This is a genomic window from Pseudomonas sp. TWR1-1-4 (assembly GCF_049897165.1).
Lineage (GTDB): Bacteria > Pseudomonadota > Gammaproteobacteria > Pseudomonadales > Pseudomonadaceae > Aquipseudomonas > Aquipseudomonas canadensis.
The window spans coordinates 691,090-716,527 of sequence record NZ_JAFCVS010000004.1 but is presented as its reverse complement, the minus strand read 5'-3'; the positions used below and the strand labels follow the sequence as shown (position 1 = coordinate 716,527).

Genomic DNA, 25,438 nt, shown 5'->3' with positions numbered 1-25,438 from the left:
GAGAAATTAGATGAGTGCGCTTTACATGATTGTCGGCACCCTGGTTGCTCTGGGTGTGCTGGTTACCTTCCACGAATTCGGCCACTTCTGGGTGGCGCGTCGTTGCGGCGTCAAGGTACTGCGTTTTTCTGTCGGTTTCGGCATGCCGCTGGTGCGCTGGCACGACCGTCGTGGCACCGAGTTCGTGATTGCGGCCATCCCGCTGGGTGGCTACGTCAAGATGCTCGACGAGCGCGAAGGTGAAGTGCCTGCAGATCAGTTGGACCAATCGTTCAACCGCAAGACCGTTCGTCAGCGCATTGCCATCGTCGCCGCCGGCCCGATCGCCAACTTCCTGTTGGCGATGGTGTTCTTCTGGGTCTTGGCAATGTTGGGCAGCCAGCAGGTGCGTCCGGTGATCGGTGCGGTCGAGTCGGACAGTATTGCCGCCAAGGCTGGATTGGTTGCCGGGCAGGAAATTGTATCTATTGATGGCGAACCCACCACGGGATGGGGTGCGGTCAATTTGCAGTTGGTGCGTCGCCTCGGTGAAAGCGGCATCGTCAATGTGGTGGTGCGCGAGCAGGATTCCACCAGCGAAACTTCGCGTGAGCTGGCCCTTGACCACTGGCTCAAGGGCGCTGATGAGCCCGATCCGATCAAGTCCCTGGGTATACGCCCGTGGCGCCCGGCCTTGCCGCCGGTACTCGCTGAGCTCGACCCGAAAGGTCCGGCCCAGGCTGCTGGCCTGAAAACCGGTGATCGCCTGTTGGCCCTTGATGGGCAGGCGCTGGGCGACTGGCAGCAGGTGGTCGATCTGGTTCGTGTACGTCCTGATACTAAGATTGTGCTGAAAGTTGAGCGCGACGGTGCTCAAATCGACGTCCCGGTGACCTTGTCGGTCCGTGGGGAAGCCAAGGCCGCTGGGGGGTACCTCGGTGCCGGGGTCAAGGCTGTCGACTGGCCACCATCGATGGTGCGCGAGGTGAGCTACGGGCCGTTGGCTGCGATTGGCGAAGGTGCAAAACGCACTTGGACCATGAGTGTGCTGACCCTCGAATCCCTCAAGAAAATGTTGTTCGGCGAGCTCTCGGTAAAAAACTTGAGTGGACCGATAACCATTGCTAAAGTGGCGGGCGCTTCTGCCCAGTCGGGTGTCGCGGATTTCCTGAATTTCCTGGCTTATCTGAGTATTAGCCTGGGTGTTCTGAATTTGCTGCCCATTCCTGTATTGGATGGGGGGCATCTGTTGTTTTATCTGGTCGAGTGGGTGCGTGGTCGCCCCTTGTCGGATCGGGTGCAGGGTTGGGGGATACAGATCGGTATCAGTTTGGTGGTCGGGGTGATGTTATTAGCCCTGGTCAACGATCTGGGTCGACTGTAACGCTTCGCTGAATTGCGAATCTGCCGCATTTTGCGGCAGTTTGTTTATTGCCAGTTGGAATAAGAAAGGACTTCATGAAACGTCTGCTGCTAACTGCGGTTCTCACCGTATTGATGATCGCCGAAGTTCACGCCGAGTCCTTCACCATCTCCGATATTCGCGTCAATGGCCTCCAGCGGGTTTCCGCGGGTAGCGTCTTTGGTGCCTTACCGTTGAACGTCGGTGAACAGGCTGATGACCGTCGCCTGGTGGAATCCACTCGTGCGCTGTTCAAAACCGGTTTCTTTCAAGACATCCAACTGGGTCGCGAAGGCAACGTCCTGGTCATCACCGTGGTCGAGCGACCTTCCGTCGCCAGTATCGAGATCGAAGGCAACAAGGCGATCTCTACTGAAGACCTGATGAAAGGTCTGAAACAATCCGGTCTGGCCGAAGGCGAGATCTTCCAGCGCGCCACCCTTGAAGGTGTGCGTAACGAACTGCAACGCCAGTACGTTGCCCAGGGTCGCTACTCCGCCACCGTGGAAACGGAAGTGGTGCCGCAACCACGTAACCGTGTCGGCCTCAAGGTCAACATCAACGAAGGCACCGTGGCGGCGATCCAGCACATCAACGTGGTGGGCAACACCAAGTTCGCTGATGAAGACCTGATCGACCTGTTCGAACTCAAGACCACCAACTGGTTGTCGTTCTTCAAGAACGATGACAAGTATGCCCGTGAAAAGCTGTCTGGTGACCTGGAGCGCCTGCGTTCCTACTACCTGGACCGTGGCTATATCAACATGGATATCGCCTCGACCCAGGTGTCCATCACCCCGGACAAGAAGCACGTCTATATCACCGTCAACGTCAACGAAGGCGAGAAGTACAAGGTTCGTGACGTAAAACTGAGTGGCGACCTGAAAGTGCCTGAAGATCAGGTCAAGGCGCTGCTGCTGGTGCAGAAGGACCAAGTGTTCTCGCGCAAGCTGATGACCACTACTTCCGAACTGATCACCCGTCGACTGGGTAACGAAGGCTACACCTTCGCCAACGTCAACGGCGTGCCGACGCCCCATGATGATGACCACACCGTGGACATCACCTTCGTGGTCGATCCAGGCAAGCGTGCTTACGTAAACCGTATCAACTTCCGCGGCAACACCAAGTCTGCGGACGAAGTGCTGCGTCGCGAAATGCGTCAGATGGAAGGTGGCTGGGCGTCGACTTACCTGATCGACCAGTCCAAGACCCGTCTTGAGCGCCTGGGCTTCTTCAAGGAAGTCAACGTCGAAACCCCGGCCGTACCGGGTGTGGATGACCAGGTTGACGTGAACTACGCCGTGGAAGAACAAGCGTCGGGCTCGATCACTGCCAGCGTCGGCTTCGCACAGAGTGCCGGTCTGATCCTCGGTGGTTCGATTACCCAGAACAACTTCCTGGGTACCGGTAACCGTGTATCTATTGGCCTGACCCGAAGCGAATACCAGAGCCGATACAACTTCGGTTACACCGACCCCTACTGGACTGCTGATGGTGTGAGCCTGGGCTATAACGCCTTCTACCGCACCACCGACTACAAAGACCTCGACGTTGACGTTGCAAGCTATGCGATCGACAGCCTCGGCGCCGGTGTGAACATCGGTTACCCGATCAGCGAGACTTCGCGTCTGACGTTCGGCCTTACTGCACAACAGGATGAGATCAAGACTGGTGTGTACACCGTGGATGAGATCTTCGACTTTACCCGTCGCGAAGGTGACAAGTTCCTGAACTTCAAGGCGTCTGCCGGCTGGTCCGAGTCGACCCTGAACAAAGGTGTACTGGCAACCCGTGGTCATTCCCAGAGCCTGACCCTGGAAACCACCACGCCGGGCAGCGACCTGTCGTTCTTCAAGCTCGACTACCGTGGCCAGTTGTTCACGCCGTTGAGCGACAACTACACCATGCGCCTGCACACTGAACTGGGTTATGGCGATGGTTATGGTTCCACCAATGGTCTACCGTTCTACGAGAACTACTACGCGGGTGGCTTCAACTCCGTACGTGGTTTCAAAGACAGCACCTTGGGCCCGCGTGGTACGCCAAGCCGTGGTGTTGGCATCACCGGTAACCAGGGCACCGTGGCGGATTCGGACAACGACCCGCTGCCGTTCGGTGGTAACGTGTTGATCCAAGGTGGTGCGGAGATCCTGTTCCCACTGCCGTTCGTGAAAGATCAGCGTTCCCTGCGGACTTCGGTCTTCTGGGACGTGGGTAACGTGTTCGACTCCAAGTGCGAGCAGATCCGTAACCCGAGCGGTGTGAAGTCCAACACCCAGTGCAACGATGTGAGCCTGAGCAACCTGGCAAGCTCCGTGGGTGTGGGTGTGACCTGGGTGACTGCGCTTGGCCCATTGAGCTTTGCTCTGGCCATGCCGATCAAGAAACCGGATAACGCTGAAACCCAGATTTTCCAATTCTCCCTCGGCCAGACGTTCTAAGCGTCTGACCCAAGATAACGACAACGGATTCTGTAGGAGTACATCGTGCGTAAGTTGACTCAATTGGTTCTGCTGGCCACCGTGCTGGTAACCACCCCGGCCTTCGCCGAGATGAAAATCGCCGTCCTGAACTATCAGATGGCCCTGTTGGAATCCGATGCGGCCAAGAAGTACGCCGTGGATGCCGAGAAGAAGTTCGGTCCGCAACTGACCAAGCTCAAGACCCTGGAAAGCAGCGCAAAGGGCATCCAGGACCGCCTGGTTGCCGGTGGCGACAAGATGCAGCAAGGCGAGCGCGAGCGCCTGGAGCTTGAATTCAAGCAAAAGGCCCGTGACTACCAGTTCCAGTCCAAGGAGCTGAACGAAGCCAAGGCTGTTGCTGACCGTGAAATGCTGAAACAGCTGAAGCCGAAACTCGACAGCGCTGTGGAAGAAGTCATCAAGAAAGGTGCCTTTGACCTGGTGTTCGAGCGTGGCGCTGTGATCGACGTCAAGCCTCAATACGACATCACCCGTCAGGTGATCGAGCGCATGAACCAGCTGAAGTAAGCCATGACCGCGACTATCAAACTCGGCGAGTTGGCCGAGTTCCTGGGGGCCACCTTGCGTGGCTCCCCGGAGAAAGAAATCACTGGGCTAGCCACCTTGCAGGAGGCTGGCCCAGCTCAGTTGAGCTTCCTCGCAAACCCCCAATACCGTAAATACCTGGTCGACAGCCAAGCTGCAGCCGTGTTGCTGAAAGCCGCTGACGCCGAAGGGTTTGCCGGGGATGCGCTGGTGGTGCCTGACCCGTACCTCGCTTATGCGCGGGTGTCGCATCTGTTTGATCCGAAACCCAAGGCCGCTGCCGGTATTCATCCGTCTGCAGTCATTGCCGATGATGCCCAGGTTGATCCTGCGGCCAGTATCGGCGCCTTTGCGGTGATCGAGAGCGGTGCACGCATCGCGGCAGGTGTCACAGTCGGTGCACACTGCTTTATCGGCGCACGCTGTAAAATCGGCGCCGGCGGTTGGCTGGCACCTCGCGTGACCCTTTACCACGATGTGCGTATCGGTGAGCGTGTGGTCATCCAGTCGGGTGCCGTGATTGGCGGTGAAGGCTTCGGCTTTGCCAACGCCAAGGGCATCTGGAACAAGATCGCCCAGGTTGGCGGCGTACTGATCGGCGACGACGTGGAAATTGGCGTGAACACGGCTGTTGATCGCGGGGCCCTGGCCGATACGGTGATCGGCAACGGCGTGAAGCTCGACAACCAGATCCAGATCGCCCACAACGTGCAGATTGGTGATCACACCGCCATGGCGGCCTGCGTGGGTATCTCCGGCAGCACCAAGATCGGCAAGCATTGCATGCTCGCCGGTGGCGTAGGGCTGGTGGGGCATATCGATGTTTGCGACAACGTCTTCATTACCGGCATGACCATGGTCACCCACTCGATCACCGAGCCAGGCGCCTATTCTTCCGGTACCGCCATGCAGCCTGCGGCTGAATGGCGCAAGAGTGCAGCACGGCTTAGGCAGCTCGACGACATGGCTCGACGTCTCAAACAGCTGGAAAAGCGTGTTGGGGACGTGACCCCTGGCGGTAATGCTTCATCAGAAGGCTGATACCATTTCCATATCAAGTGTGCACAGCCGCTAGACTGCCTCCTTGATTTGCTAGCGGGGCGTGCTTTTAGTTCGCCCGCCCCCAATCTTTATTACAGGCTTCCCCCCGAAATGATGGACATCAACGAGATTCGCGAATACCTGCCTCACCGTTACCCGTTCCTGTTGGTGGACCGCGTAGTGGACCTCAATATCGAGGAAAAGCGCATTCGTGCCTACAAGAATGTCAGCATTAACGAACCGTTCTTCAACGGTCACTTTCCTGCGCATCCAATCATGCCGGGCGTGTTGATCATCGAAGCGATGGCCCAGGCTGCCGGTATCCTTGGTTTCAAAATGCTCGACCTCAAGCCTGCCGACGGTACGCTTTACTATTTCGTGGGCTCCGACAAGTTGCGTTTCCGCAACCCGGTTACCCCGGGTGACCAGTTGATCCTGGAAGCCAAGTTCATCAGCTGCAAGCGCCAGATCTGGAAGTTCGAATGCCAGGCCTCGGTGGACGGCAAGCCGGTGTGCTCCGCCGAGATCATCTGTGCGGAACGCAAACTATGAGTTTGATTGACCCTCGCGCAATCATCGATCCGTCGGCCGTTCTGGCCGCCGACGTTGAGGTCGGCCCCTGGTCGATCATCGGCGCAGGTGTGGAAATCGGCGAGGGGACTGTCATCGGGCCGCACGTGATCCTCAAAGGTCCGACCCGCATTGGCAAACACAATCGCATCTACCAGTTTTCCTCGGTAGGTGAAGACACCCCGGACATGAAGTACAAGGGTGAAGAGACTCGTCTGGTAATCGGTGATCACAACATCATCCGAGAAGGCGTGACCATTCACCGTGGCACCGTGCAGGATCGTGCCGAGACCACCCTGGGTGATCACAACCTGGTCATGGCTTACGCGCACATCGGCCACGACAGTGTCATCGGCAACCACTGCATCCTGGTCAACAACACTGCATTGGCCGGACATGTGCACGTTGATGATTGGGCGATCCTGTCCGGCTTCACGCTGGTGCATCAGTACTGCCATATCGGTGCCCACAGCTTTTCCGGCATGGGCACTGCCATTGGCAAAGATGTTCCAGCGTTCGTCACGGTATTCGGCAACCCGGCGGAAGCGCGCAGCATGAACTTCGAAGGCATGCGCCGTCGCGGTTTCAGCGAAGACGCCATCCATGCCCTGCGCCGTGCCTACAAGGTGGTTTACCGCCAAGGGCTCACGGTTGATCAGGCATTGACCCAACTGGCCGAGCCGGCAGCGCTGTTCCCGGAAGTCGCGGTGTTCCGTGACTCGATCCAGGCGTCGACTCGCGGCATCACCCGCTAATCATGGCTAATCTGCGTATCGCGCTGGTGGCCGGGGAAGCTTCCGGCGACATTTTGGGCGCAGGTCTCATGCGAGCCCTCAAGGTCCAGCATCCAGCGGTTGAGTTCATCGGTGTCGGCGGTCCGTTGATGCAGGCTGAAGGGCTCACGTCCTACTTCCCTATGGAGCGTTTGTCGGTCATGGGGTTGGTCGAGGTGCTGGGTCGCCTGCGCGAGCTGTTGGCCCGCCGCAAGCTGCTGATCCAGACTCTGATCGAAGAAAAGCCCGACGTATTTATTGGTATCGACGCGCCGGACTTCACCCTCAATATCGAACTCAAGTTGCGTCAGGCCGGCATCAAGACCGTGCATTACGTCAGCCCTTCTGTGTGGGCGTGGCGGCAGAAGCGCGTGCTGAAGATCCGTGAAGGCTGCGATCTGATGCTGACACTGCTGCCGTTCGAGGCCAGGTTCTACGAAGAGAAGGGCGTGCCGGTGCGGTTTGTCGGGCATACCCTGGCCGACGCGATTCCGTTGCAGGCTGACCGCGCGGCCGCGCGTGCCGAATTGGGCTTGCCTGACGGCCCGTTGGTCGCGCTGATGCCCGGTAGTCGTGGCGGCGAAGTCGGTCGCCTGGCCTCTGTATTCTTTGACGCTGCCGAGCGTCTGCAAGCCTTGAAGCCAGGCTTACGTTTCGTACTGCCTTGTGCCAGTCCGCAACGTCGGGCACAAATCGAAACACTGCTGGAAGGCCGCAACCTGCCGTTGACCTTGCTCGACGGCCAGTCGCACCTGGCCCTGGCGGCCTGTGATGCGGTGCTGATCGCCTCGGGCACCGCGACCCTGGAGGCCTTGCTGTACAAGCGCCCGATGGTGGTGGCCTACCGTTTGGCGCCGTTGACCTTCTGGATTCTCAAGCGCATGGTCAAAAGCCCTTACATCTCCCTGCCCAATCTGCTGGCTCAACGCCTGCTGGTACCGGAGTTGTTGCAGGACGATGCGACGCCTGAGGCCCTTGCGCAAACTCTACTACCCTTGATCGACGGCGGCGAAGAACAGACCCGCGGTTTCGACGACATCCATCGCATATTGCGTCGTGATGCCTCGAACCAGGCGGCAGACGCCGTGTTGACCTTGATCGGCCAGAAACAGGAAGCTTTATGACGACGCAAATGGGCCTGGATTTCAGCCTGGTTGCCGAAGCCCACGAACTGGTCGCCGGTGTCGACGAAGTCGGGCGTGGACCTTTGTGCGGTGCCGTGGTCACGGCGGCGGTGATCCTCGATCCGAACCGCCCGATCCTCGGCCTCAATGACTCGAAGAAACTCACCGAGGCGCGCCGCGAAAAGCTCTACGACGAGATCATCGAAAAAGCCCTGAGCTGGTCTATCGCCCGGGCTGAAGTCGAAGAAATCGACAAACTGAACATTCTCCACGCCACCATGCTCGCGATGCAGCGTGCGGTTGAAGGCCTGCACATCACCCCCAAAATGGCGATGATCGACGGTAACCGTTGCCCCAAGCTGGCCATGCCTTCTGAGGCGGTGGTGAAGGGTGATAGCAAGGTGCCTGCCATCGCAGCCGCCTCGATCCTCGCCAAAGTCAGTCGTGATCGTGAAATGGCCGCGTTCGAATTGATCTATCCCGGCTATGGCATTGGCGGGCATAAAGGTTATCCGACGCCCGTTCATCTGGAAGCCCTGGCTCGGCTTGGCCCGACGCCGATCCACCGCCGCTCCTTCGCCCCGGTTCGCCAGGCTTACGAGTTGCGCCAGAGCCTCAACGAGGCGTAGTCGCAAGGCTGATGTTTTGCTCAAGGCCCGGTACAATCCGGGCCTTGTTGTTTTCCACGTATAAGAGATCACTATGCCGGCTTCATTCGTTCACCTACGCCTGCACACTGAATACTCCCTGGTCGACGGCCTGGTACGGATCAAACCGCTGGTCAAAACCCTGGTGGGCATGAACATGCCTGCGGTCGCGGTGACCGATCAGAACAACATGTGTTCCCTGGTCAAGTTCTACAAGAACGCCATGGGCGCCGGCATCAAGCCGATCTGCGGTGCCGACCTGTGGCTGTCCAACAAAGACCCGGATAACCCCCTGAGCCGCATCAGCCTGCTGGCGATGAACGGCGTGGGTTATCGCAACCTCACCGAATTGATTTCCCGTGGCTTTATCGACGGCCAGCGCAATGGCTCGATCATCATCGAGCGCGAATGGGTCGCCGAGGCCAGCGAAGGCCTGATCATGCTGTCGGCCGCCAAAGAGGGCGAGATCGGTATCGCGCTGCTGGGTGGCAACCCTCAAGAAGCCGAAGTACTGGCCAAGGAGTGGATGCAGGTCTTCCCGGATCGTTTCTACCTGGAAGTCCAGCGTACCAACCGCCCCAACGATGAAGAACACCTGCACGCCGCCGTGGCCCTGGCCGATAAGCTGGGGGCGCCGTTGGTGGCGACCAACGATGTGCGCTTCATCAAGAAGGAAGACTTCGAAGCCCACGAAACCCGCGTGTGCATCGGCGAAGGCCGTGCCCTGGATGACCCGCGTCGCTCGAAGAACTACAGCGAAGAGCAGTACCTCAAAAGCGCCGACGAAATGGCCGAGCTGTTCAGCGACCTGCCCGAGGCCCTGGAAAACTCCGTCGAAATCGCCAAGCGCTGCAATATCGAAGTGAAGCTGGGCAAGCACTTCCTGCCCAACTTCCCGATTCCCGATGGCATGACCATCGATGAATATTTCCGCAAGGTGTCCTTCGACGGGCTGGAAGAGCGCCTCAGCGTTCTGCTGCCCAAGGACACCACCGAAGATTACGATGCCAAACGCCAGGTCTACGTCGATCGGCTGAATTTCGAGCTGGATATCATCATCCAGATGGGCTTCCCCGGTTACTTCCTGATCGTGATGGACTTTATCCAGTGGGCCAAGAACAACGGCGTACCGGTAGGTCCGGGCCGGGGGTCAGGTGCTGGCTCGTTGGTTGCGTACGTGCAGAAGATCACCGACCTCGACCCGCTGGAATATGACCTGCTGTTCGAACGGTTCCTGAACCCGGAACGGGTTTCCATGCCCGACTTCGACGTCGACTTCTGCATGGATGGCCGTGACCGCGTGATCGAATACGTGGCCGAGAAATATGGCCGTAACGCGGTGAGCCAGATCATCACCTTCGGTTCCATGGCGGCGAAGGCTGTAATCCGTGACGTGGCCCGGGTGCAGGGCAAGTCCTACGGCCTGGCGGACCGTCTGTCGAAGATGATCCCGTTCGAAGTCGGCATGACCCTGGAAAAAGCCTACGAGCAGGAAGAAATCCTGCGCGATTTCATCAAGGTCGACGAAGAAGCCGCCGAAATCTGGGACATGGCCCGCAAGCTCGAAGGCGTGGTGCGTAACGTCGGTAAGCACGCCGGTGGTGTGGTTATTGCTCCTACAAAACTCACCGACTTTTCGCCGATCTACTGCGACGAAGAAGGCGACGGCCTGGTAACCCAGTTCGACAAGGACGACGTGGAGGCTGCCGGCCTGGTGAAGTTCGACTTCCTCGGACTGCGAACCCTGACGATCATCGACTGGGCGCTCAAGACCATCAACCGCGACCGCGCCAAGGTCAACGAAGCGCCGCTGGATATCGCGTTTATCCCGCTGGACGACAAACCGACTTACACCTTGCTGCAAAAAGCCGAAACCACGGCGGTGTTCCAGCTTGAGTCGCGCGGCATGAAAGAGCTGATCAAAAAGCTCAAGCCCGACTGCCTGGAAGACTTGATCGCACTGGTGGCCCTGTTCCGTCCGGGCCCGTTGCAGTCCGGCATGGTGGACGACTTCATCAACCGTAAGCACGGCCGCGCCGAGCTGGCGTACCCGCACTCCGACTACCAGTACGAAGGCCTCAAACCAGTACTGGCGCCGACCTACGGCATCATCCTGTATCAGGAACAGGTGATGCAGATTGCCCAGGTGATGGCCGGCTATACCCTTGGCGGCGCGGACATGCTGCGTCGAGCCATGGGTAAGAAAAAGCCTGAAGAAATGGCCAAGCAGCGTGGCGGTTTCATTGAAGGTTGCGCCACCAACAATATCGACGCGGACCTGGCCGGTAACATCTTCGACCTGGTGGAAAAGTTCGCCGGTTATGGTTTCAACAAATCCCACTCGGCCGCCTACGGCCTGGTGTCGTACCAGACTGCCTGGCTGAAAGCCCACTACCCGGCGCCGTTCATGGCCGCGGTACTCTCGGCGGATATGCACAACACCGACAAGGTCGTGACCTTGATCGAGGAAGTGCGCACCATGAAGCTGCGCCTTGACGCGCCGGACGTGAACGCCTCGGAGTTCAAGTTCACGGTGAACGACGAAGGCCGCATCATTTATGGCCTGGGCGCGATCAAAGGCGTAGGCGAAAGCCCGGTGGAAGCTATCGTCGAAGCGCGTCAGAGTGGGCCGTTCGCCGACCTGTTCGACTTCTGTGCGCGGGTTGACCTCAAACGCATTAACAAGCGTACCCTCGATGGCCTGATCCGCAGCGGCGCACTCGACCGTCTCGGCCCGTATTTCCATGATGAGCCCAAGGCTTACCAGGCGAATATCGACCGCAACCGTGCGGTGCTGCTCACCGCCATGGAAGAAGCGATCAAGGCCGCCGAACAGACCGCCCGCACCCATGACAGCGGCCATGCCGACCTGTTTGGCGGGTTGTTCGTCGAAGAAGATGCGGATGTGTACGCCAACCACCGCAAGGCCAAGGAGCTGACCCTCAAGGAACGTCTCAAGGGTGAGAAAGACACCTTGGGCCTGTACCTTACCGGTCACCCGATTGACGAATACGAAGGTGAAATCCGCCGTTTCGCCCGTCAGCGCATCATCGACCTGAAGCCTGCGCGGGATACCCAGACCGTCGCCGGCATGATCATCGCCTTGCGGGTAATGAAGAATAAAAAGGGCGACAAGATGGGCTTCATCACCCTTGACGACCGTTCAGGGCGCATCGAAGCCTCACTGTTTGCCGACGCCTTCCACTCCGCACAGTCGCTGTTGCAGACCGATGCCATGGTAGTGGTGGAGGGGGAGGTCAGCAACGATGACTTCTCCGGTGGCCTGCGCCTGCGGATCAAGCGGGTGATGAGCATGGAAGACGCGCGGACCAATCTGGCCGAAAGCCTGCGCTTGAAGGTAAAAACCGAAGCGCTCAAGGGCGATCAGCTACGCTGGTTGGGCGACCTGCTCAAACGCCACCGCGGCGCATGCCCGGTGACCATGGAGTACACCGGCAGTGACGCCAAGGCCATGTTGCAGTTTGGCGAGACTTGGCGGATTGATCCGGCTGATGGCTTGATTCAAGCTTTGCGTGACCAGTTCGGGCGAGACAACGTCTTCCTCCAATACCGTTGACGGTCAGGGCACCTGATCTCGACTGAACATTTAATCTCGACCTAAACGCGCCTCTCCCTTAAGGTAGGGCGCGAATAGACAACCGGCTGGCCAGGCACTCCCTGGCCGTCGACCCAAGACGGACGCTTATGAACCCGAATTTTCTTGATTTCGAACAGCCGATCGCTGACCTGCAAGCCAAGATCGAAGAACTGCGCCTGGTCGGCAATGACAATTCGCTGAATATCGGCGATGAGATCGCTCGCCTGCAAGACAAGAGCAGCACGCTCACCGAAGACATCTTCGGCAAGCTGACCAGTTGGCAGATCGCGCGCCTGGCCCGCCACCCGCGCCGTCCGTACACCCTGGACTACATTCAGCATATTTTCACCGAGTTCGACGAGCTGCACGGCGACCGCCACTTCTCCGACGACGCGGCGATCGTGGGCGGTATCGCGCGCCTGGACGACCAGCCGGTGATGGTGATCGGTCACCAGAAAGGCCGTGAAGTGCGTGAGAAGGTTCGCCGCAACTTCGGCATGCCGCGTCCGGAAGGCTACCGTAAGGCGTGCCGCCTGATGGAAATGGCCGAGCGCTTCAAGATGCCGATCCTGACCTTCATCGACACCCCGGGCGCCTACCCAGGTATCGACGCTGAAGAGCGCAACCAGAGCGAGGCTATCGCCTGGAACCTGCGCGTCATGGCCCGCCTGAAAACCCCGATCATCGCCACCGTGATTGGTGAAGGTGGTTCCGGCGGCGCACTGGCTATTGGTGTCTGCGACCAGTTGAACATGCTGCAGTATTCGACCTACGCGGTGATTTCGCCGGAAGGTTGCGCCTCGATCCTGTGGAAAACCGCCGAAAAGGCGCCGGACGCTGCCGAAGCCATGGGCATTACCGCCGATCGCCTCAAAGGCCTGGGTATCGTGGACAAAGTCATCGCCGAGCCGCTGGGCGGCGCCCACCGCGACCCGGCTGCTGCTGCCGCGACTATCCGCGCTGAACTGGGTTCGCAACTGGCGATGCTCAAGAAGCTGGACAACGAAGCGTTGCTGGCGCGTCGTTATGAGCGCCTGATGAGCTACGGTCTGTAAGACTACGCAGGACCAAGTGTGGGAGCGGGCTTGCTCGCGAATGCGGTGGATCAGTCGATCTTTCAGTGACTGACACTCTGCATTCGCGAGCAAGCCCGCTCCCACATTTGCTTTGTGTATGCTGAGTCATTGCATTCCAGATAGATGGCGGTATTTTTCATGAAGCCTTCCTTAGCCGCCAAACTCTTGCAAGTTCTGTCACCCTGGCGCAACGCCCCAGCCTGGCACATCGCATTCTCGGGTGGACTTGATTCCACCGTCCTGCTGCATCTCCTCGCCAGTCTGGCAAATACCGAATCGCTCCCGCCCCTCCGTGCTGTTCATGTTCATCATGGCTTGCAAGCTGCCGCTGATGCGTGGCCTGCTCACTGCCAGTCGACATGCGACAGCCTGGGCGTGCCGTTGCGCGTGATGCATGTGCAGGTGCAACCCGGCGCCAGTCTTGAGCGTGCCGCGCGTGACGCGCGTTACCAGGTGTTTACCGAGGTGACCGGGACAGGGGAGGTGCTGCTGACAGGCCAGCATCGCGATGATCAGGCTGAAACCTTGTTATTCCGACTCTTGCGCGGGGCTGGTGTGCGCGGGCTGGCGGCGATGCCACTACAGCGCCCGCTGGCGGCTGGCTGCCTTGTGCGGCCCTTGTTGGATGTCTCGCGTGCAGAGCTGGAAGCCTATGCCGAGGCGCATCAGCTCAAATGGATCGAAGATCCTTCCAATGCGGACTCGCGATTCTCCCGCAATTACCTGCGCCATCGCGTGCTTCCTGTCCTGACGGAACGTTGGCCGCAGGCTACCGCAAGCCTGGCGCGCACCGCCGAGCACCTGAGTGAAGCCCAAGACTTGCTGGATGAGCTGGCGCAGATGGACTTGCGAGCCGCCAATCAATTTTCGCCGTTTTCATGGCTGCATTTACCGTCCTTGGCCCTTGCACCTTTGCGCGAGCTTACCGACGCCCGCCAGCGCAACGCCCTACGCCACTGGCTAACCCCTCTGACCCGTCTACCCGACAGCGACCACTGGGCCAGCTGGCATTCGCTACGTGACGCCAAGGGTGACGCGCAGCCCCTGTGGCGCCTGGCGGACGGTGATCTGCAGCGCTGCGGCGAGCGTATCTGGTGGCTGCCCTCCACTTGGTCGGATTTTTCTGACGCGTCGGTGAGCTGGCCCGATTCGCAAAACCCACTAGAGTTACCCGGCAATGGTCAGGTGCAGCTGACGGGCAGGGTGCCTGGAGGTCCATTGACGATCCGCTACCGCCAGGGCGGCGAAATCCTCGCAGTGCCAGGCCGCGGTCGGCGCGACTTGAAGCGTTTGCTTAACGAAAGCGGGCTGCCGGGCTGCGTCCGTGGCAGATTGCCGCTGCTGTACCAAGGCGAGCAATTGCTGGGCGCGCCCAGCCTTGCGGGACTCTGGCCGGCGCCGAGCGATGAGTGGCAATTACATTGGATGCCACAGACCTGCGATCAAGGTTTGAGCTGATAGCGCCTTTCCGGTAGACTACGCTCCCTTCTTGATACAACTTCTGTGGATTCTCTTGAATTGCAGCAGTTGCCGATTACCAAGCAGTCTTTGCTGGGCGATTCCAAAAAATGTGTAGCGATCAACGTACCGGTGTTTCATTGCTGGTCTGTCACCACGCGGCGGTTTTTTTGAAAGGTGCACTGTGATTAATGCAGGTGATCGGGGGCTTCGGCCTTCCTTCGCTTTCCCCGGCGGCTCGGACCGCTTTAACGCAGACTTCTAGGGTTTTTCATGACGCGCTACATATTCGTCACGGGCGGTGTTGTTTCTTCATTGGGGAAAGGCATCGCATCGGCTTCATTGGCGGCCATCCTGGAGGCGCGGGGACTTAAGGTCACCATGCTCAAGCTGGACCCGTACATCAACGTTGACCCGGGCACCATGAGCCCGTTCCAGCACGGTGAAGTGTTCGTCACCCACGACGGCGCCGAGACCGACCTGGACCTGGGCCACTACGAGCGGTTCATCCGCACGACGATGACCCAGAACAACAACTTCACCACCGGCCGTGTCTACGAGCACGTGCTGCGCAAGGAGCGCCGTGGTGACTACCTGGGTGCAACCATCCAGGTGATCCCGCACATCACCGACGAAATCAAGCGCCGCATCATCAAGGGTGCAGGCGATGCCGACGTGGCAATGGTCGAGATCGGCGGCACCGTCGGTGACATTGAGTCCCAACCGTTCCTCGAAGCCATCCGCCAGTTGCGTTTCGAAGTCGGCGCCAAGCGCGCGATGCTGATGCACCTGACCTTGGTGCCGTACATCGCCACCGCCGGCGAAACCAAAACCAAGCCTACCCAGCACTCGGTCAAGGAACTGCGCTCCATTGGCCTGCAGCCGGACGTGCTGGTTTGCCGCTCCGATCACCCGATCGACATTTCCTCGCGTCGCAAGATTGCGCAATTCACCAACGTTGAAGAACGTGCGGTGATCGCGCTGGAAGACGCCGACACCATCTACAAGATCCCGGGCATCCTGCACTCGCAAGGCCTGGACGATTTTGTGGTCGAGCGTTTCGGCCTGCAATGCAACGGCGCGGACCTGTCCGAGTGGGAAGCCGTGGTCGATGCCAAGCTCAACCCTGAGCACGAAGTCACCATCGCCATGGTCGGCAAGTACATGGAACTGCTGGACGCGTACAAGTCGCTGATCGAAGCGATGAGCCACGCCGGTATCAGCAACCGCACCAAGGTCAACCTGCGCTACATCGATTCCGAAGACATCGAGAACCAAGGCACTGCCTTGCTCGAAGGTGTGGACGCGATCCTCGTTCCCGGCGGTTTCGGCCTGCGTGGCGTGGAAGGCAAGATCACTGCAGTTCAATATGCTCGCGAGAACAAGGTGCCGTACCTGGGTATCTGCCTGGGCATGCAAGTGGCCGTCATCGAGTTCGCCCGTAACGTGCTGGGCTGGAAAGACGCCAACTCCACCGAGTTCGACAGCAAGAGCGGTCACCCGGTCGTGGGCCTGATCACCGAGTGGGAAGATGCCACTGGCGCGGTGGAAACCCGTACCGAAGCGTCCGACCTGGGCGGCACCATGCGCCTCGGCGCGCAGGACTGCCTGCTGGAACCGGGCTCGCTGGTTCACGACTGCTACGGCAAGGACGTGATCGTCGAGCGTCACCGTCACCGCTACGAAGTGAACAACAACCTGCTGCCGCAAATCAAAGAAGCTGGCCTGAAAATCTCCGGTCGCTCCGGTGATGGCGCGCTGGTTGAAGTGGTCGAGGCGCCGGATCATCCGTGGTTCGTGGCGTGCCAGTTCCACCCTGAGTTCACCTCGACACCACGTGACGGTCACCCGTTGTTCAGCGGTTTCGTCAAGGCCGCACTGACGCAACACCAGAAGAAGGCGTAACCCTGATGGCCCAGAAGATCATTCGCGTCGGCGACATCGAGATTGCCAACGACAAGCCCATGGTGCTGTTCGGCGGCATGAACGTGCTGGAAAGCCGCGACATGGCGATGCAGGTCTGTGAAGAATATGTGAAGGTAACCGAGAAACTCGGTATCCCTTACGTGTTCAAGGCCAGCTTCGACAAGGCCAACCGTTCGTCCGTGACCTCCTATCGCGGCCCGGGCCTTGAAGAAGGCATGCGGATCTTCCAGGACATCAAGCAAGCCTTCGGCGTGCCGATCATTACCGACGTCCACGAGCCTGAACAGGCCGCCGTGGTCGCCGAGGTGTGCGACATCATCCAGTTGCCGGCCTTCCTGTCGCGCCAGACCGACCTGGTCGTCGCGATGGCCAAGACCGGTGCTGTGATCAATATCAAGAAAGCCCAGTTCCTCGCGCCCCAGGAGATGAAACACATCCTGAACAAGTGCGTGGAAGCGGGTAACGACCAGTTGATCCTCTGCGAGCGCGGTTCTAGCTTCGGCTACAACAACCTCGTGGTGGACATGCTTGGTTTCGGCATCATGAAACAGTTCGAATACCCGGTGTTCTTCGACGTGACCCACGCGCTGCAAATGCCCGGTGGTCGCGCCGATTCCGCTGGTGGGCGTCGTGCCCAGGTGCTGGACCTGGCCAAGGCCGGCATCAGCCAGTCCCTGGCGGGCCTGTTCCTGGAAGCCCATCCGGACCCGGACAACGCCAAGTGCGATGGCCCATGCGCCCTGCGCCTGGACAAGCTGGAGCCATTCCTGGCCCAGCTCAAGCAGTTGGACGAACTGGTCAAGAGTTTTCCGACGGTAGAGACCGCGTAAGCTTCGTTTCTCCGGTAGAATTTCCCACGCTTTACGCTCAGGCCTGCGGGCCTGAGCCTTGTCGTCTGCAAGCCTGCCTCGTTGTTCCACCCTTGCGGTCGGTCAAAAGATTTCCTTCAGCTGCGTCGTTTTCGTCAACTTTGGAGTGTTTACAACAATGGCAAAAATCGTCGACATCAAAGGTCGTGAAGTTCTCGACTCCCGTGGCAACCCCACCGTCGAAGCCGACGTGCTTCTCGATAACGGCATCATCGGCAGCGCCTGCGCGCCGTCCGGTGCTTCCACCGGTTCGCGCGAAGCGCTGGAACTGCGTGATGGCGACAAGAGCCGTTACCTGGGCAAGGGTGTACTCAAGGCTGTAGCCAACATCAACGGCCCGATCCGTGACCTGTTGCTGGGTAAGGACCCGCTGGACCAGAAAGCCCTGGACCACGCGATGATCAAGCTCGACGGCACCGAAAACAAAGGCAGCCTGGGCGCCAACGCCATCCTCGCCGTGTCCCTGGCCGCTGCCAAGGCTGCTGCCCAGGATCAGGACCTGCCGCTGTACGCGCACATTGCCAACCTGAACGGCACGCCGGGCGTGTACTCGATGCCGGTGCCGATGATGAACATCATCAACGGTGGCGAGCATGCCGATAACAACGTCGACATCCAGGAATTCATGGTGCAGCCGGTGGGCGCCAAGTCCTTCTCCGAAGGCCTGCGCATGGGCACCGAGATTTTCCATCACCTCAAAGCGGTACTGAAGGCCCGTGGCCTGAGCACTGCGGTGGGTGACGAAGGTGGTTTCGCACCGAACCTGGCGTCCAACGAAGATGCACTGAAAGTGATCTCCGAAGCCGTCGCCAACGCTGGCTACAAGCTGGGCACCGACGTGACCCTGGCCCTGGACTGCGCGGCCAGCGAGTTCTACGAAGACGGTAAATACAACCTGTCCGGCGAAGGCCAGGTGTTCAACTCCGAAGGTTTTGCTGACTACCTGAAGGGCCTGACCCAGCGCTACCCGATCATCTCGATCGAAGACGGCCTGGACGAGTCCGACTGGGATGGCTGGAAAATCCTTACCGACAAGATCGGCGAGAAAATCCAACTGGTGGGCGACGACTTGTTCGTGACCAACACTAAGATCCTGAAAGAAGGCATCGATAAAAAGATCGCCAACTCGATCCTGATCAAGTTCAACCAGATCGGCACCCTGACCGAAACCCTGGAAGCCATCCAGATGGCCAAGGCTGCGGGCTACACCGCCGTGATCTCCCACCGCTCCGGCGAAACCGAAGACTCGACCATTGCCGACCTGGCCGTGGGCACCTCGGCGGGCCAGATCAAGACCGGTTCCCTGTGCCGTTCCGACCGCGTTTCCAAGTACAACCAATTGCTGCGTATCGAAGAGCAACTGGCGGGCAAGGCCAAGTACAACGGTCGCGGCGAGTTTCGCGGCTGATCGCTACTTGATGGTAAGGCATGGTAAAAAGTCAGCGGATTGCGTCGGAAAACTCACGACAGTGTGGATTTCGACGCTAATCTGATGGCTATCAAGCACAAGCCTGGTTCTTCCAGGCTTCGTGCTATCAGTTGCTTCAAAAGTTTTGCATGGCTGTCTTTATTCACTGGATACCCGATATTCGATGCGCAGTCCCAATTGGTTGTTCCTCGTCTTGCTCTTGTTGCTGGCTGGCCTGCAGTACCGCCTATGGGTGGGTAATGGCAGCTTTGCGCAGGTAAAAGACCTGACCGAGCAAATTGCTGCACAGCACGCCGAAAACGAGATCCTGCTGGAGCGTAACCGCGTCCTCGATGCCGAAGTGCTTGAGCTGAAAAAAGGTACGGAGACCGTGGAAGAGCGGGCTCGTCATGAACTGGGCATGGTCAAGGAGGGCGAAACCCTCTACCAGTTGGCCCAATGAACCACCGCTTGCCGGCCTTCTGGGCCGTGATTCCTGCCGCGGGCGTCGGTGCCCGTATGGCCGCGGACCGCCCCAAGCAATATTTGCAACTGGGCGGGCGCACTATTCTCGAACACAGCCTTGGCTGTTTTCTTGACCATCCAGACCTGAAAGGGCTGGTGGTCAGTCTTGCTGTAGACGATCCTTACTGGCCAGCCTTGCCTTGCGCCAACGATCCACGCATTGTGCGTGCGGACGGCGGCGACGAGCGTTCGGGGTCTGTGCTCAATGCGCTGCTGCAACTTAATGCCCTAGGCGCCAGCGATGACGATTGGGTGCTGGTCCACGATGCGGCACGGCCGAACTTGAGCCGTGATGATCTGGACAGGTTACTCGCCGAACTGGCGGACGACCCGGTCGGCGGCTTGCTGGCCGTACCGGCCCGCGACACCCTCAAGCGTGTCGACAAGCATGGTCGTGTGGTCGAGACCGTCGACCGCAGCCTGATCTGGCAGGCCTACACGCCGCAGATGTTCCGCCTCGGCGCCTTGCATCGCGCGTTGGCCGACAGCCTGGTGGCGGATGCCGTTATCACCGACGAAGCCTCGGCCATGGAATGGTCCGGCCAGGCGCCACGCCTGATCGAAGGGCGCTCGGACAATATCAAGGTGACCCGGCCAGAAGATCTGGAGTGGCTACGCCTGCGGTGGGCGAATCGATCTCTGTAGGAGCGAGCTTGCTCGCGAAAAACGTCAACGATAACGCGGTTCGTCTGGGTTAACGCGGCGCTCTCAGGCTTTTCGCGAGCAAGCTCGCTCCTACAGTGCGTTGTACTCTGGCCGCTCGGCCAACCCCTCCTTCAAAAAATCCACCAACTTCCTGACCTTCGGCGACAAATGCCGCTGCTGCGGATACAGTGCCCACACCGCCGTATTCGGTGGCTGATGCGCCTCCAGCAACGACACCAACGCGCCACTGTGCAGGTGCTCCAGCACGTAATAGTCCGGCAACTGGCACAACCCCACACCTTGCAACGCTGCGTCCAGCACCGCTTGCCCACTATTGCAGCGCCAGTTCCCCTGCACCCGCTGGGAAAATTCCCGCCCTTCCTGGGCCAATTGCCAGATATCAGAGCTGCCGATCAAGCAGTTGTGCCGACTCAACTCCGACAAGCTATGTGGCCGACCATACCGCGCCAGGTAGGACGGTGACGCGCACAAGTACATGCGCCTCGGTGCCAGTCGGCTGGCGACCATGCGCGAATCCTGCAATCGCCCCAGGCGGATCGCCAGGTCGAGGCCTTCGTGCACTAGGTCCAACTGGCGGTTGCTCAGCTCAATATCCACGCGCAACTGCGGATAGAGCGCCATGAAGCGGGTGACCAGCGGCACGATAAAACGCTCGCCGTACGCCACTGCGCAGGTCATGCGCAACATGCCCTTGGGTTCGCTGGTGAGGTCGCCCACTGCGCGCAAGGCTTCTTCGCGACCGTCCTGCAGGCGTTGGCAATGTTGCAGGAACGTCTGGCCCGCTTCGGTGAGGGTCACCTTGCGCGTACTGCGGTACAGCAGCCGCGTTTGCAGGCGTTCTTCCAGGCGCGCCACTTGACGACTGATGTGGGACGACGACACTCCCAGGCGTTCCGCCGCTGCCGTGAACTGACTGCATTCGGCGACCGCGACAAACTCGTCGATGCCTTCCCAGCGGTTTTCCAACATGATGATTATCCCTGTACAGCAATAAAGTTTTGCTTTTGCCCGGATTATTCATCAGTCAGCCATGTTTTACACTCACCGTCTCAATTTTTAACCGCCTGGAGAAACCCGGATGATCAAGTCCCGCGCTGCCGTAGCTTTCGAAGCCAAAAAGCCCCTTGAGATCGTCGAAGTGGATGTCGCCATGCCGAAGGCTGGCGAAGTGCTGTTGCGGGTGGTCGCCTCCGGTGTCTGCCATACCGACGCCTACACCCTGTCGGGCGCCGACCCGGAAGGCATCTTCCCGTCGATCCTCGGTCATGAAGGTGGTGCGGTGGTTGAGGCGATTGGCGAGGGCGTGACGTCGGTAGCGGTGGGTGATCACGTGATCCCGCTGTACACCCCGGAATGCGGCAAGTGCAAGTTCTGCCTGTCGGGCAAGACCAACCTGTGCCAGGCCATCCGTTCCACCCAGGGCAAAGGCCTGATGCCGGACGGCACCACGCGTTTCTCCTATAAAGGCCAGCCGATTTTCCACTACATGGGCACCTCGACTTTTTCCGAGTACACCGTGTTGCCGGAAATTTCCGTGGCCAAGATTCCTAAAGAAGCCCCGCTGGAAAAAGTCTGCCTGCTGGGCTGTGGCGTCACCACCGGCATCGGCGCGGTGATCAATACCGCCAAGGTCAAGCCGGGCGACACCGTGGCCATCTTCGGCCTAGGCGGCATTGGCCTGTCGGCGGTGATCGGCGCGGTCAAGGCCAAGGCTGGCCGCATCATTGCCATCGATATCAACCCGGCCAAGTTCGAAATCGCCAAGCAACTGGGCGCCACCGACTGCATCAACCCGAAAGATTACGATCGCCCGATCCAGGACGTGATCGTCGACCTCACCGATGGCGGCGTGGACTTCTCCTTCGAATGCATCGGCAACGTGCAACTGATGCGCGCCGCCCTTGAGTGCTGCCACAAAGGTTGGGGCGAGTCGGTGATCATCGGCGTTGCCGGTGCCGGCCAGGAAATCGCCACCCGTCCGTTCCAGTTGGTGACCGGTCGCGTCTGGCGCGGTTCGGCCTTCGGCGGCGTGCGCGGCCGCAGCGAATTGCCAAGCTATGTGGAAATGGCCCAGACCGGGGAGATCCCGCTGGACACCTTCATCACCCACACCATGGGCCTGGAAGACATCAACAAAGCGTTTGACCTGATGCATGAAGGCAAGAGCATTCGTACCGTCATCCACTTCTGAGGTCGACCATGAGTCTGGAAAACCTGTCGTGCCAGAAAAGCTTCGGCGGCTGGCATAAACGCTACAAGCATCATTCCGATGTGCTCGGTTGCGACATGACGTTCGCCGTCTACCTGCCGCCGCAAGCGGAAGAGGGCGGCAAGTTGCCGGTGCTGTACTGGCTGTCCGGCCTGACCTGCACCGACGAGAACTTCATGCAGAAGGCCGGCGCCCAGCGCATGGCTGCCGAGCTGGGCTTGATCATCGTCGCGCCGGACACCAGCCCGCGTGGGCCGGGTGTGCCGGGCGATCCAGACAACGCCTGGGATTTCGGCCTCGGCGCCGGCTTCTACCTGAATGCCACCCAGGAACCCTGGGCCAAGCACTACCGGATGCATGACTACGTGGTGCAGGAATTGCCGGCATTGGTTGAAGCGCATTTCCCGGCTTCGGACAAACGCGGCATCAGCGGCCACTCCATGGGCGGCCACGGGGCGTTGGTGTGTGCCTTGCGCAATCCCGGGCGATACCTGTCGGTGTCGGCGTTTTCGCCGATCAACAACCCGATGGATTGCCCGTGGGGCCAGAAAGCCTTCTCGCGTTATTTGGGTGAAGAGCGCTCGAAATGGCGCGAATGGGATGCCTGCGTGTTGATCAGCGAGGCCTCGGAAAAGCTGCCGCTGCTGGTGGACCAGGGCGATCGCGACGACTTCCTCGCTGTGCAACTCAAGCCTGAAGCCCTGCAGCAAGCGGCCAAGGCGGCCAACCATCCGCTGGAACTGCGCCTGCAACCCGGCTACGACCACAGCTACTTCTTTATCGCCAGCTTCATCGAAGACCATTTGCGACACCATGGCCGTGCTTTGCTCGGTTAATGTGAGGTAAAAGTAGGTAGAATCACGCCCTGAATTAAATCGGGGCGTTTTTTTATGCGTATTGGCCACGGCTACGATGTGCACCGTTTCGCCGAAGGCGATTTCATCACCCTGGGCGGCGTGCGCATTGCACACCACCATGGGTTGCTAGCTCATTCCGACGGCGACGTTGTGTTGCATGCCTTGAGCGATGCCTTGCTCGGCGCGGCGGCGTTGGGCGATATCGGCAAGCACTTTCCGGACACCGACCCGACCTTCAAGGGCGCGGACAGCCGTGTACTGCTGCGCCATGTGGTTGGCCTGATCCACGCCAAAGGCTGGAAGGTTGGCAACGTTGACAACACCATCGTGGCCCAGGCGCCGAAGATGGCCCCTCATATCGAGTCGATGCGTGCGCTGATTGCCGCGGATCTGCAAATTGAACTGGATCAAGTGAACGTGAAAGCCACTACTACCGAAAAGCTCGGCTTTACCGGTCGTGAAGAGGGCATCGCCGTGCACTCCGTCGCCTTGTTGCTGCGCGCATGAATGACGTGCAACTGTTGGGTCCACGAGCCTATGGCGAAGCTCTGGGCAGCGCGGTACTGAAAGCGACGGCCGAAGACTTCCAGGTTGATGAAGTGCTGGATATACCGCTGACCGGCGAGGGTGAGCACTTGTGGTTGTGGGTTGAAAAGCGCGGCCTCAATACAGAAGAAGCCGCGCGGCGCATCGCCAAGGCGGCGGGCGTGCCACTGCGCACGGTCAGCTACGCCGGGCTCAAGGATCGCCAGGCGTTGACCCGCCAATGGTTCAGCGTGCAACTGCCCGGCAAGGCCGATCCGGACATGAGCGCGGCGGAGAACGACACGCTCAAGGTCCTCAAGACCGCCCGTCACAAGCGCAAGCTGCAACGCGGTGCGCACTCAGCCAATGGTTTCACCTTGCGCCTGACCCAGTTGGCCGGTGACACCGCCGCCATCGACGCGCGGTTGCAACTGATTGCACAACACGGCATTCCCAACTACTTCGGCGCGCAGCGTTTTGGCCACAACGGCGGCAACGTGGTCGACGCCCGTGAGTGGGCCGCGCGCAAGGCGTTGCCGGAACAGCGCAACGTGCGATCGCGGTTGCTGTCCACGGCGCGCAGCTTCCTGTTCAACAAAGTGTTGGCGGCGCGTGTGGCCGACGGTTCATGGCAGCGCGCCCAGGTCGGCGACTTGCTGGCCTTTACCGACAGCCGCAGTTTTTTCCCGGCGGGGGAGGCTGAATGCAGCGACCCACGCTTGGCGATCCTGGACCTGCACCCGACCGGACCACAGTGGGGCGAAGGTGATTCTCCTGCCACGGGGGCAACTTTTGAGCTTGAACAGGCGGTCGCCGCCGGTGAAGCCGACTTGCGTGATTGGCTGGTGAATGCCGGCATGAGCCAGGAACGTCGCATTCTGCGACTGCCCATTGGCGGTTTGACGTGGCATTATCCCTCGCTGGACATTCTGCAATTGGAATTCGTCCTGCCGGCCGGATGCTTCGCCACTGTCTTGGTGCGCGAGCTTGTTGATCTGGTGCCGGTGGGGCAGACGGACAACCCATGCGTATTCTGATATCAAACGATGACGGTGCCACCGCACCCGGTCTTGCCGCGCTCTATGCTGCGCTGGAAGATTACGCCGAGTGCGTGGTGGTTGCCCCCGACCAGGACAAGAGCGGCGCCAGCAGTTCGCTGACGCTCGACCGTCCGCTGCACCCGCAAGTCCTGGCCAATGGCTTTATCAGCGTGAACGGCACCCCCACCGACTGCGTCCACCTGGCGATCAACAGCCTGCTGGATCATGAGCCGGACCTGGTGGTGTCGGGTATCAACCTCGGCGCCAACCTGGGCGACGACGTGCTGTATTCCGGCACCGTGGCGGCGGCGCTTGAAGGTCGCTTCCTGGGGCGTACGGCGTTCGCCTTTTCGTTTGCTTCGCGCCAGCTGGATAACTTGCCGACTGCTGCGTATTTCGCGCGCAAGCTGGTCGAAGCCCATGGTTCCCTGAGCCTGCCGCCGCGCACGGTGCTCAACGTCAATATTCCCAACTTGCCCCTCGACCATATTCGCGGCATCCAACTGACGCGCCTGGGGCATCGTGCCCGCGCGGCGGCGCCGTTGAAGGTGGTCGACCCGCGTGGCAAGGAAGGCTATTGGATTGCGGCAGCGGGTGATGCGGAAGATGGCGGTGAGGGCACGGACTTTCATGCCGTGATGCAAGGCTATGTGTCGATTACCCCGTTGCAATTTGATCGCACCTTCAGTGATGCCTTCAGTGGTCTCGATGGCTGGCTGGAGGGGCTGCGCTGA

The 25,438-nt window shown here is 59.7% G+C and carries 22 protein-coding genes; 21 read left to right on the top strand and 1 reads right to left on the bottom strand.

Going from position 1 to position 25,438, the window contains the following annotated elements; all coding sequences use genetic code 11:
* Positions 1–10 precede the first annotated feature (10 nt).
* The 16 genes from rseP (at position 11) to ispD (ending at position 20,052) form a co-directional block, all read left to right on the top strand.
* Positions 11–1,363 carry a sigma E protease regulator RseP gene (gene rseP / locus ACP7C6_RS15510; RefSeq protein ID WP_311894887.1) on the top strand — a complete coding sequence of 451 codons (1,353 nt, stop codon included), beginning with the start codon at positions 11–13 and terminating at the stop codon, positions 1,361–1,363.
* A 74-nt stretch (positions 1,364–1,437) separates the two neighbouring features.
* Positions 1,438–3,825 carry an outer membrane protein assembly factor BamA gene (gene bamA / locus ACP7C6_RS15505; protein ID WP_028619206.1) on the top strand — a complete coding sequence of 796 codons (2,388 nt, stop codon included), beginning with the start codon at positions 1,438–1,440 and terminating at the stop codon, positions 3,823–3,825.
* A 45-nt stretch (positions 3,826–3,870) separates the two neighbouring features.
* On the top strand, positions 3,871–4,374 hold the full coding sequence (locus tag ACP7C6_RS15500) for an OmpH family outer membrane protein (protein WP_003172279.1): 504 nt from the start codon (positions 3,871–3,873) through the stop codon (positions 4,372–4,374).
* 3 nt (positions 4,375–4,377) lie between these two features.
* Entirely contained in the window at positions 4,378–5,433 is a 1,056-nt protein-coding gene (gene lpxD, locus ACP7C6_RS15495; RefSeq protein WP_311894890.1) for a UDP-3-O-(3-hydroxymyristoyl)glucosamine N-acyltransferase, read from the top strand.
* Between the two features lie 111 nt (positions 5,434–5,544).
* The gene (gene fabZ / locus ACP7C6_RS15490) at positions 5,545–5,985 is read left to right on the top strand and encodes a 3-hydroxyacyl-ACP dehydratase FabZ (RefSeq protein WP_016976866.1); all 441 of its coding nucleotides are present in this window, start codon (positions 5,545–5,547) and stop codon (positions 5,983–5,985) included.
* Complete coding sequence (gene lpxA / locus ACP7C6_RS15485; RefSeq protein WP_016976867.1) at positions 5,982–6,758, top strand: acyl-ACP--UDP-N-acetylglucosamine O-acyltransferase; 777 nt, start codon at positions 5,982–5,984, stop codon at positions 6,756–6,758. Before fabZ ends, lpxA begins: the two co-directional genes overlap by 4 nt.
* Before the next feature lie 2 nt (positions 6,759–6,760).
* Positions 6,761–7,900 (top strand): lipid-A-disaccharide synthase, encoded by a 1,140-nt coding sequence (gene lpxB / locus ACP7C6_RS15480; RefSeq protein ID WP_028619208.1) that lies wholly within the window; start codon positions 6,761–6,763, stop codon positions 7,898–7,900.
* Positions 7,897–8,529, top strand: coding sequence for a ribonuclease HII (gene rnhB / locus ACP7C6_RS15475; protein ID WP_028619209.1), 633 nt, complete (start codon positions 7,897–7,899; stop codon positions 8,527–8,529). Before lpxB ends, rnhB begins: the two co-directional genes overlap by 4 nt.
* 73 nt (positions 8,530–8,602) lie before the next feature.
* Positions 8,603–12,124, top strand: coding sequence for a DNA polymerase III subunit alpha (gene dnaE / locus ACP7C6_RS15470; protein WP_028619210.1), 3,522 nt, complete (start codon positions 8,603–8,605; stop codon positions 12,122–12,124).
* Positions 12,125–12,252: 128 nt separating this feature from the next.
* Positions 12,253–13,200: an acetyl-CoA carboxylase carboxyltransferase subunit alpha gene (locus ACP7C6_RS15465; protein ID WP_016976871.1), complete on the top strand. Its 948-nt coding sequence runs from the start codon at positions 12,253–12,255 to the stop codon at positions 13,198–13,200.
* A gap of 159 nt (positions 13,201–13,359) precedes the next feature.
* Entirely contained in the window at positions 13,360–14,679 is a 1,320-nt protein-coding gene (gene tilS / locus ACP7C6_RS15460) for a tRNA lysidine(34) synthetase TilS (protein WP_426108957.1), read from the top strand.
* Between the two features lie 273 nt (positions 14,680–14,952).
* On the top strand, positions 14,953–16,584 hold the full coding sequence (locus ACP7C6_RS15455) for a CTP synthase (RefSeq protein ID WP_010212443.1): 1,632 nt from the start codon (positions 14,953–14,955) through the stop codon (positions 16,582–16,584).
* Positions 16,585–16,589: 5 nt separating this feature from the next.
* Positions 16,590–17,435 carry a 3-deoxy-8-phosphooctulonate synthase gene (kdsA, locus tag ACP7C6_RS15450; RefSeq protein ID WP_010212442.1) on the top strand — a complete coding sequence of 282 codons (846 nt, stop codon included), beginning with the start codon at positions 16,590–16,592 and terminating at the stop codon, positions 17,433–17,435.
* 157 nt (positions 17,436–17,592) lie between these two features.
* A complete protein-coding gene (gene eno, locus ACP7C6_RS15445; RefSeq protein ID WP_028619212.1) occupies positions 17,593–18,882 on the top strand; it encodes a phosphopyruvate hydratase in 1,290 nt (429 codons plus the stop codon).
* 184 nt (positions 18,883–19,066) lie between these two features.
* Positions 19,067–19,345 carry a cell division protein FtsB gene (gene ftsB, locus ACP7C6_RS15440; protein ID WP_003231201.1) on the top strand — a complete coding sequence of 93 codons (279 nt, stop codon included), beginning with the start codon at positions 19,067–19,069 and terminating at the stop codon, positions 19,343–19,345.
* Positions 19,342–20,052: a 2-C-methyl-D-erythritol 4-phosphate cytidylyltransferase gene (gene ispD, locus ACP7C6_RS15435; protein ID WP_028619213.1), complete on the top strand. Its 711-nt coding sequence runs from the start codon at positions 19,342–19,344 to the stop codon at positions 20,050–20,052. The genes ftsB and ispD overlap by 4 nt, the downstream gene beginning before the upstream one ends.
* Before the next feature lie 90 nt (positions 20,053–20,142).
* On the opposite strand, the gene ACP7C6_RS15430 is transcribed toward ispD, so the two are convergent.
* A complete protein-coding gene (locus ACP7C6_RS15430; RefSeq protein WP_028619214.1) occupies positions 20,143–21,042 on the bottom strand; it encodes a LysR substrate-binding domain-containing protein in 900 nt (299 codons plus the stop codon).
* Positions 21,043–21,151: 109 nt separating this feature from the next.
* On the opposite strand from ACP7C6_RS15430, the gene ACP7C6_RS15425 reads away from it, so the two are divergent.
* From ACP7C6_RS15425 to surE, 5 genes are read left to right on the top strand one after another with little or no spacing between them, the layout of a single operon-like run.
* The gene (locus tag ACP7C6_RS15425; RefSeq protein ID WP_010212435.1) at positions 21,152–22,264 is read left to right on the top strand and encodes an S-(hydroxymethyl)glutathione dehydrogenase/class III alcohol dehydrogenase; all 1,113 of its coding nucleotides are present in this window, start codon (positions 21,152–21,154) and stop codon (positions 22,262–22,264) included.
* 8 nt (positions 22,265–22,272) lie between these two features.
* Positions 22,273–23,118, top strand: coding sequence for an S-formylglutathione hydrolase (gene fghA / locus ACP7C6_RS15420; RefSeq protein WP_028619215.1), 846 nt, complete (start codon positions 22,273–22,275; stop codon positions 23,116–23,118).
* Positions 23,119–23,172: 54 nt separating this feature from the next.
* Positions 23,173–23,646 carry a 2-C-methyl-D-erythritol 2,4-cyclodiphosphate synthase gene (ispF, locus tag ACP7C6_RS15415; RefSeq protein ID WP_012722614.1) on the top strand — a complete coding sequence of 158 codons (474 nt, stop codon included), beginning with the start codon at positions 23,173–23,175 and terminating at the stop codon, positions 23,644–23,646.
* Positions 23,643–24,701: a tRNA pseudouridine(13) synthase TruD gene (truD, locus tag ACP7C6_RS15410; protein ID WP_028619216.1), complete on the top strand. Its 1,059-nt coding sequence runs from the start codon at positions 23,643–23,645 to the stop codon at positions 24,699–24,701. Before ispF ends, truD begins: the two co-directional genes overlap by 4 nt.
* Complete coding sequence (gene surE / locus ACP7C6_RS15405) at positions 24,689–25,438, top strand: 5'/3'-nucleotidase SurE (protein ID WP_068931518.1); 750 nt, start codon at positions 24,689–24,691, stop codon at positions 25,436–25,438. Before truD ends, surE begins: the two co-directional genes overlap by 13 nt.

Bases quoted from the DNA above. Each gene is read 5' to 3' on its own strand.
- truD (WP_028619216.1), top strand. From the start codon at position 23,643: ATGAATGACGTGCAACTGTTGGGTCCACGAGCCTATGGCGAAGCTCTG.
- fghA (WP_028619215.1), top strand. From the start codon at position 22,273: ATGAGTCTGGAAAACCTGTCGTGCCAGAAAAGCTTCGGCGGCTGGCAT.
- fabZ (WP_016976866.1), top strand. From the start codon at position 5,545: ATGATGGACATCAACGAGATTCGCGAATACCTGCCTCACCGTTACCCG.
- ACP7C6_RS15425 (WP_010212435.1), top strand. From the start codon at position 21,152: ATGATCAAGTCCCGCGCTGCCGTAGCTTTCGAAGCCAAAAAGCCCCTT.
- ACP7C6_RS15465 (WP_016976871.1), top strand. From the start codon at position 12,253: ATGAACCCGAATTTTCTTGATTTCGAACAGCCGATCGCTGACCTGCAA.
- surE (WP_068931518.1), top strand. From the start codon at position 24,689: ATGCGTATTCTGATATCAAACGATGACGGTGCCACCGCACCCGGTCTT.
- ACP7C6_RS15430 (WP_028619214.1), bottom strand. From the start codon at position 21,042: ATGTTGGAAAACCGCTGGGAAGGCATCGACGAGTTTGTCGCGGTCGCC.
- ftsB (WP_003231201.1), top strand. From the start codon at position 19,067: ATGCGCAGTCCCAATTGGTTGTTCCTCGTCTTGCTCTTGTTGCTGGCT.
- eno (WP_028619212.1), top strand. From the start codon at position 17,593: ATGGCAAAAATCGTCGACATCAAAGGTCGTGAAGTTCTCGACTCCCGT.
- kdsA (WP_010212442.1), top strand. From the start codon at position 16,590: ATGGCCCAGAAGATCATTCGCGTCGGCGACATCGAGATTGCCAACGAC.
- ispD (WP_028619213.1), top strand. From the start codon at position 19,342: ATGAACCACCGCTTGCCGGCCTTCTGGGCCGTGATTCCTGCCGCGGGC.
- tilS (WP_426108957.1), top strand. From the start codon at position 13,360: ATGAAGCCTTCCTTAGCCGCCAAACTCTTGCAAGTTCTGTCACCCTGG.
- bamA (WP_028619206.1), top strand. From the start codon at position 1,438: ATGAAACGTCTGCTGCTAACTGCGGTTCTCACCGTATTGATGATCGCC.
- lpxD (WP_311894890.1), top strand. From the start codon at position 4,378: ATGACCGCGACTATCAAACTCGGCGAGTTGGCCGAGTTCCTGGGGGCC.
- rseP (WP_311894887.1), top strand. From the start codon at position 11: ATGAGTGCGCTTTACATGATTGTCGGCACCCTGGTTGCTCTGGGTGTG.
- ispF (WP_012722614.1), top strand. From the start codon at position 23,173: ATGCGTATTGGCCACGGCTACGATGTGCACCGTTTCGCCGAAGGCGAT.
- ACP7C6_RS15455 (WP_010212443.1), top strand. From the start codon at position 14,953: ATGACGCGCTACATATTCGTCACGGGCGGTGTTGTTTCTTCATTGGGG.
- rnhB (WP_028619209.1), top strand. From the start codon at position 7,897: ATGACGACGCAAATGGGCCTGGATTTCAGCCTGGTTGCCGAAGCCCAC.
- dnaE (WP_028619210.1), top strand. From the start codon at position 8,603: ATGCCGGCTTCATTCGTTCACCTACGCCTGCACACTGAATACTCCCTG.
- lpxA (WP_016976867.1), top strand. From the start codon at position 5,982: ATGAGTTTGATTGACCCTCGCGCAATCATCGATCCGTCGGCCGTTCTG.
- lpxB (WP_028619208.1), top strand. From the start codon at position 6,761: ATGGCTAATCTGCGTATCGCGCTGGTGGCCGGGGAAGCTTCCGGCGAC.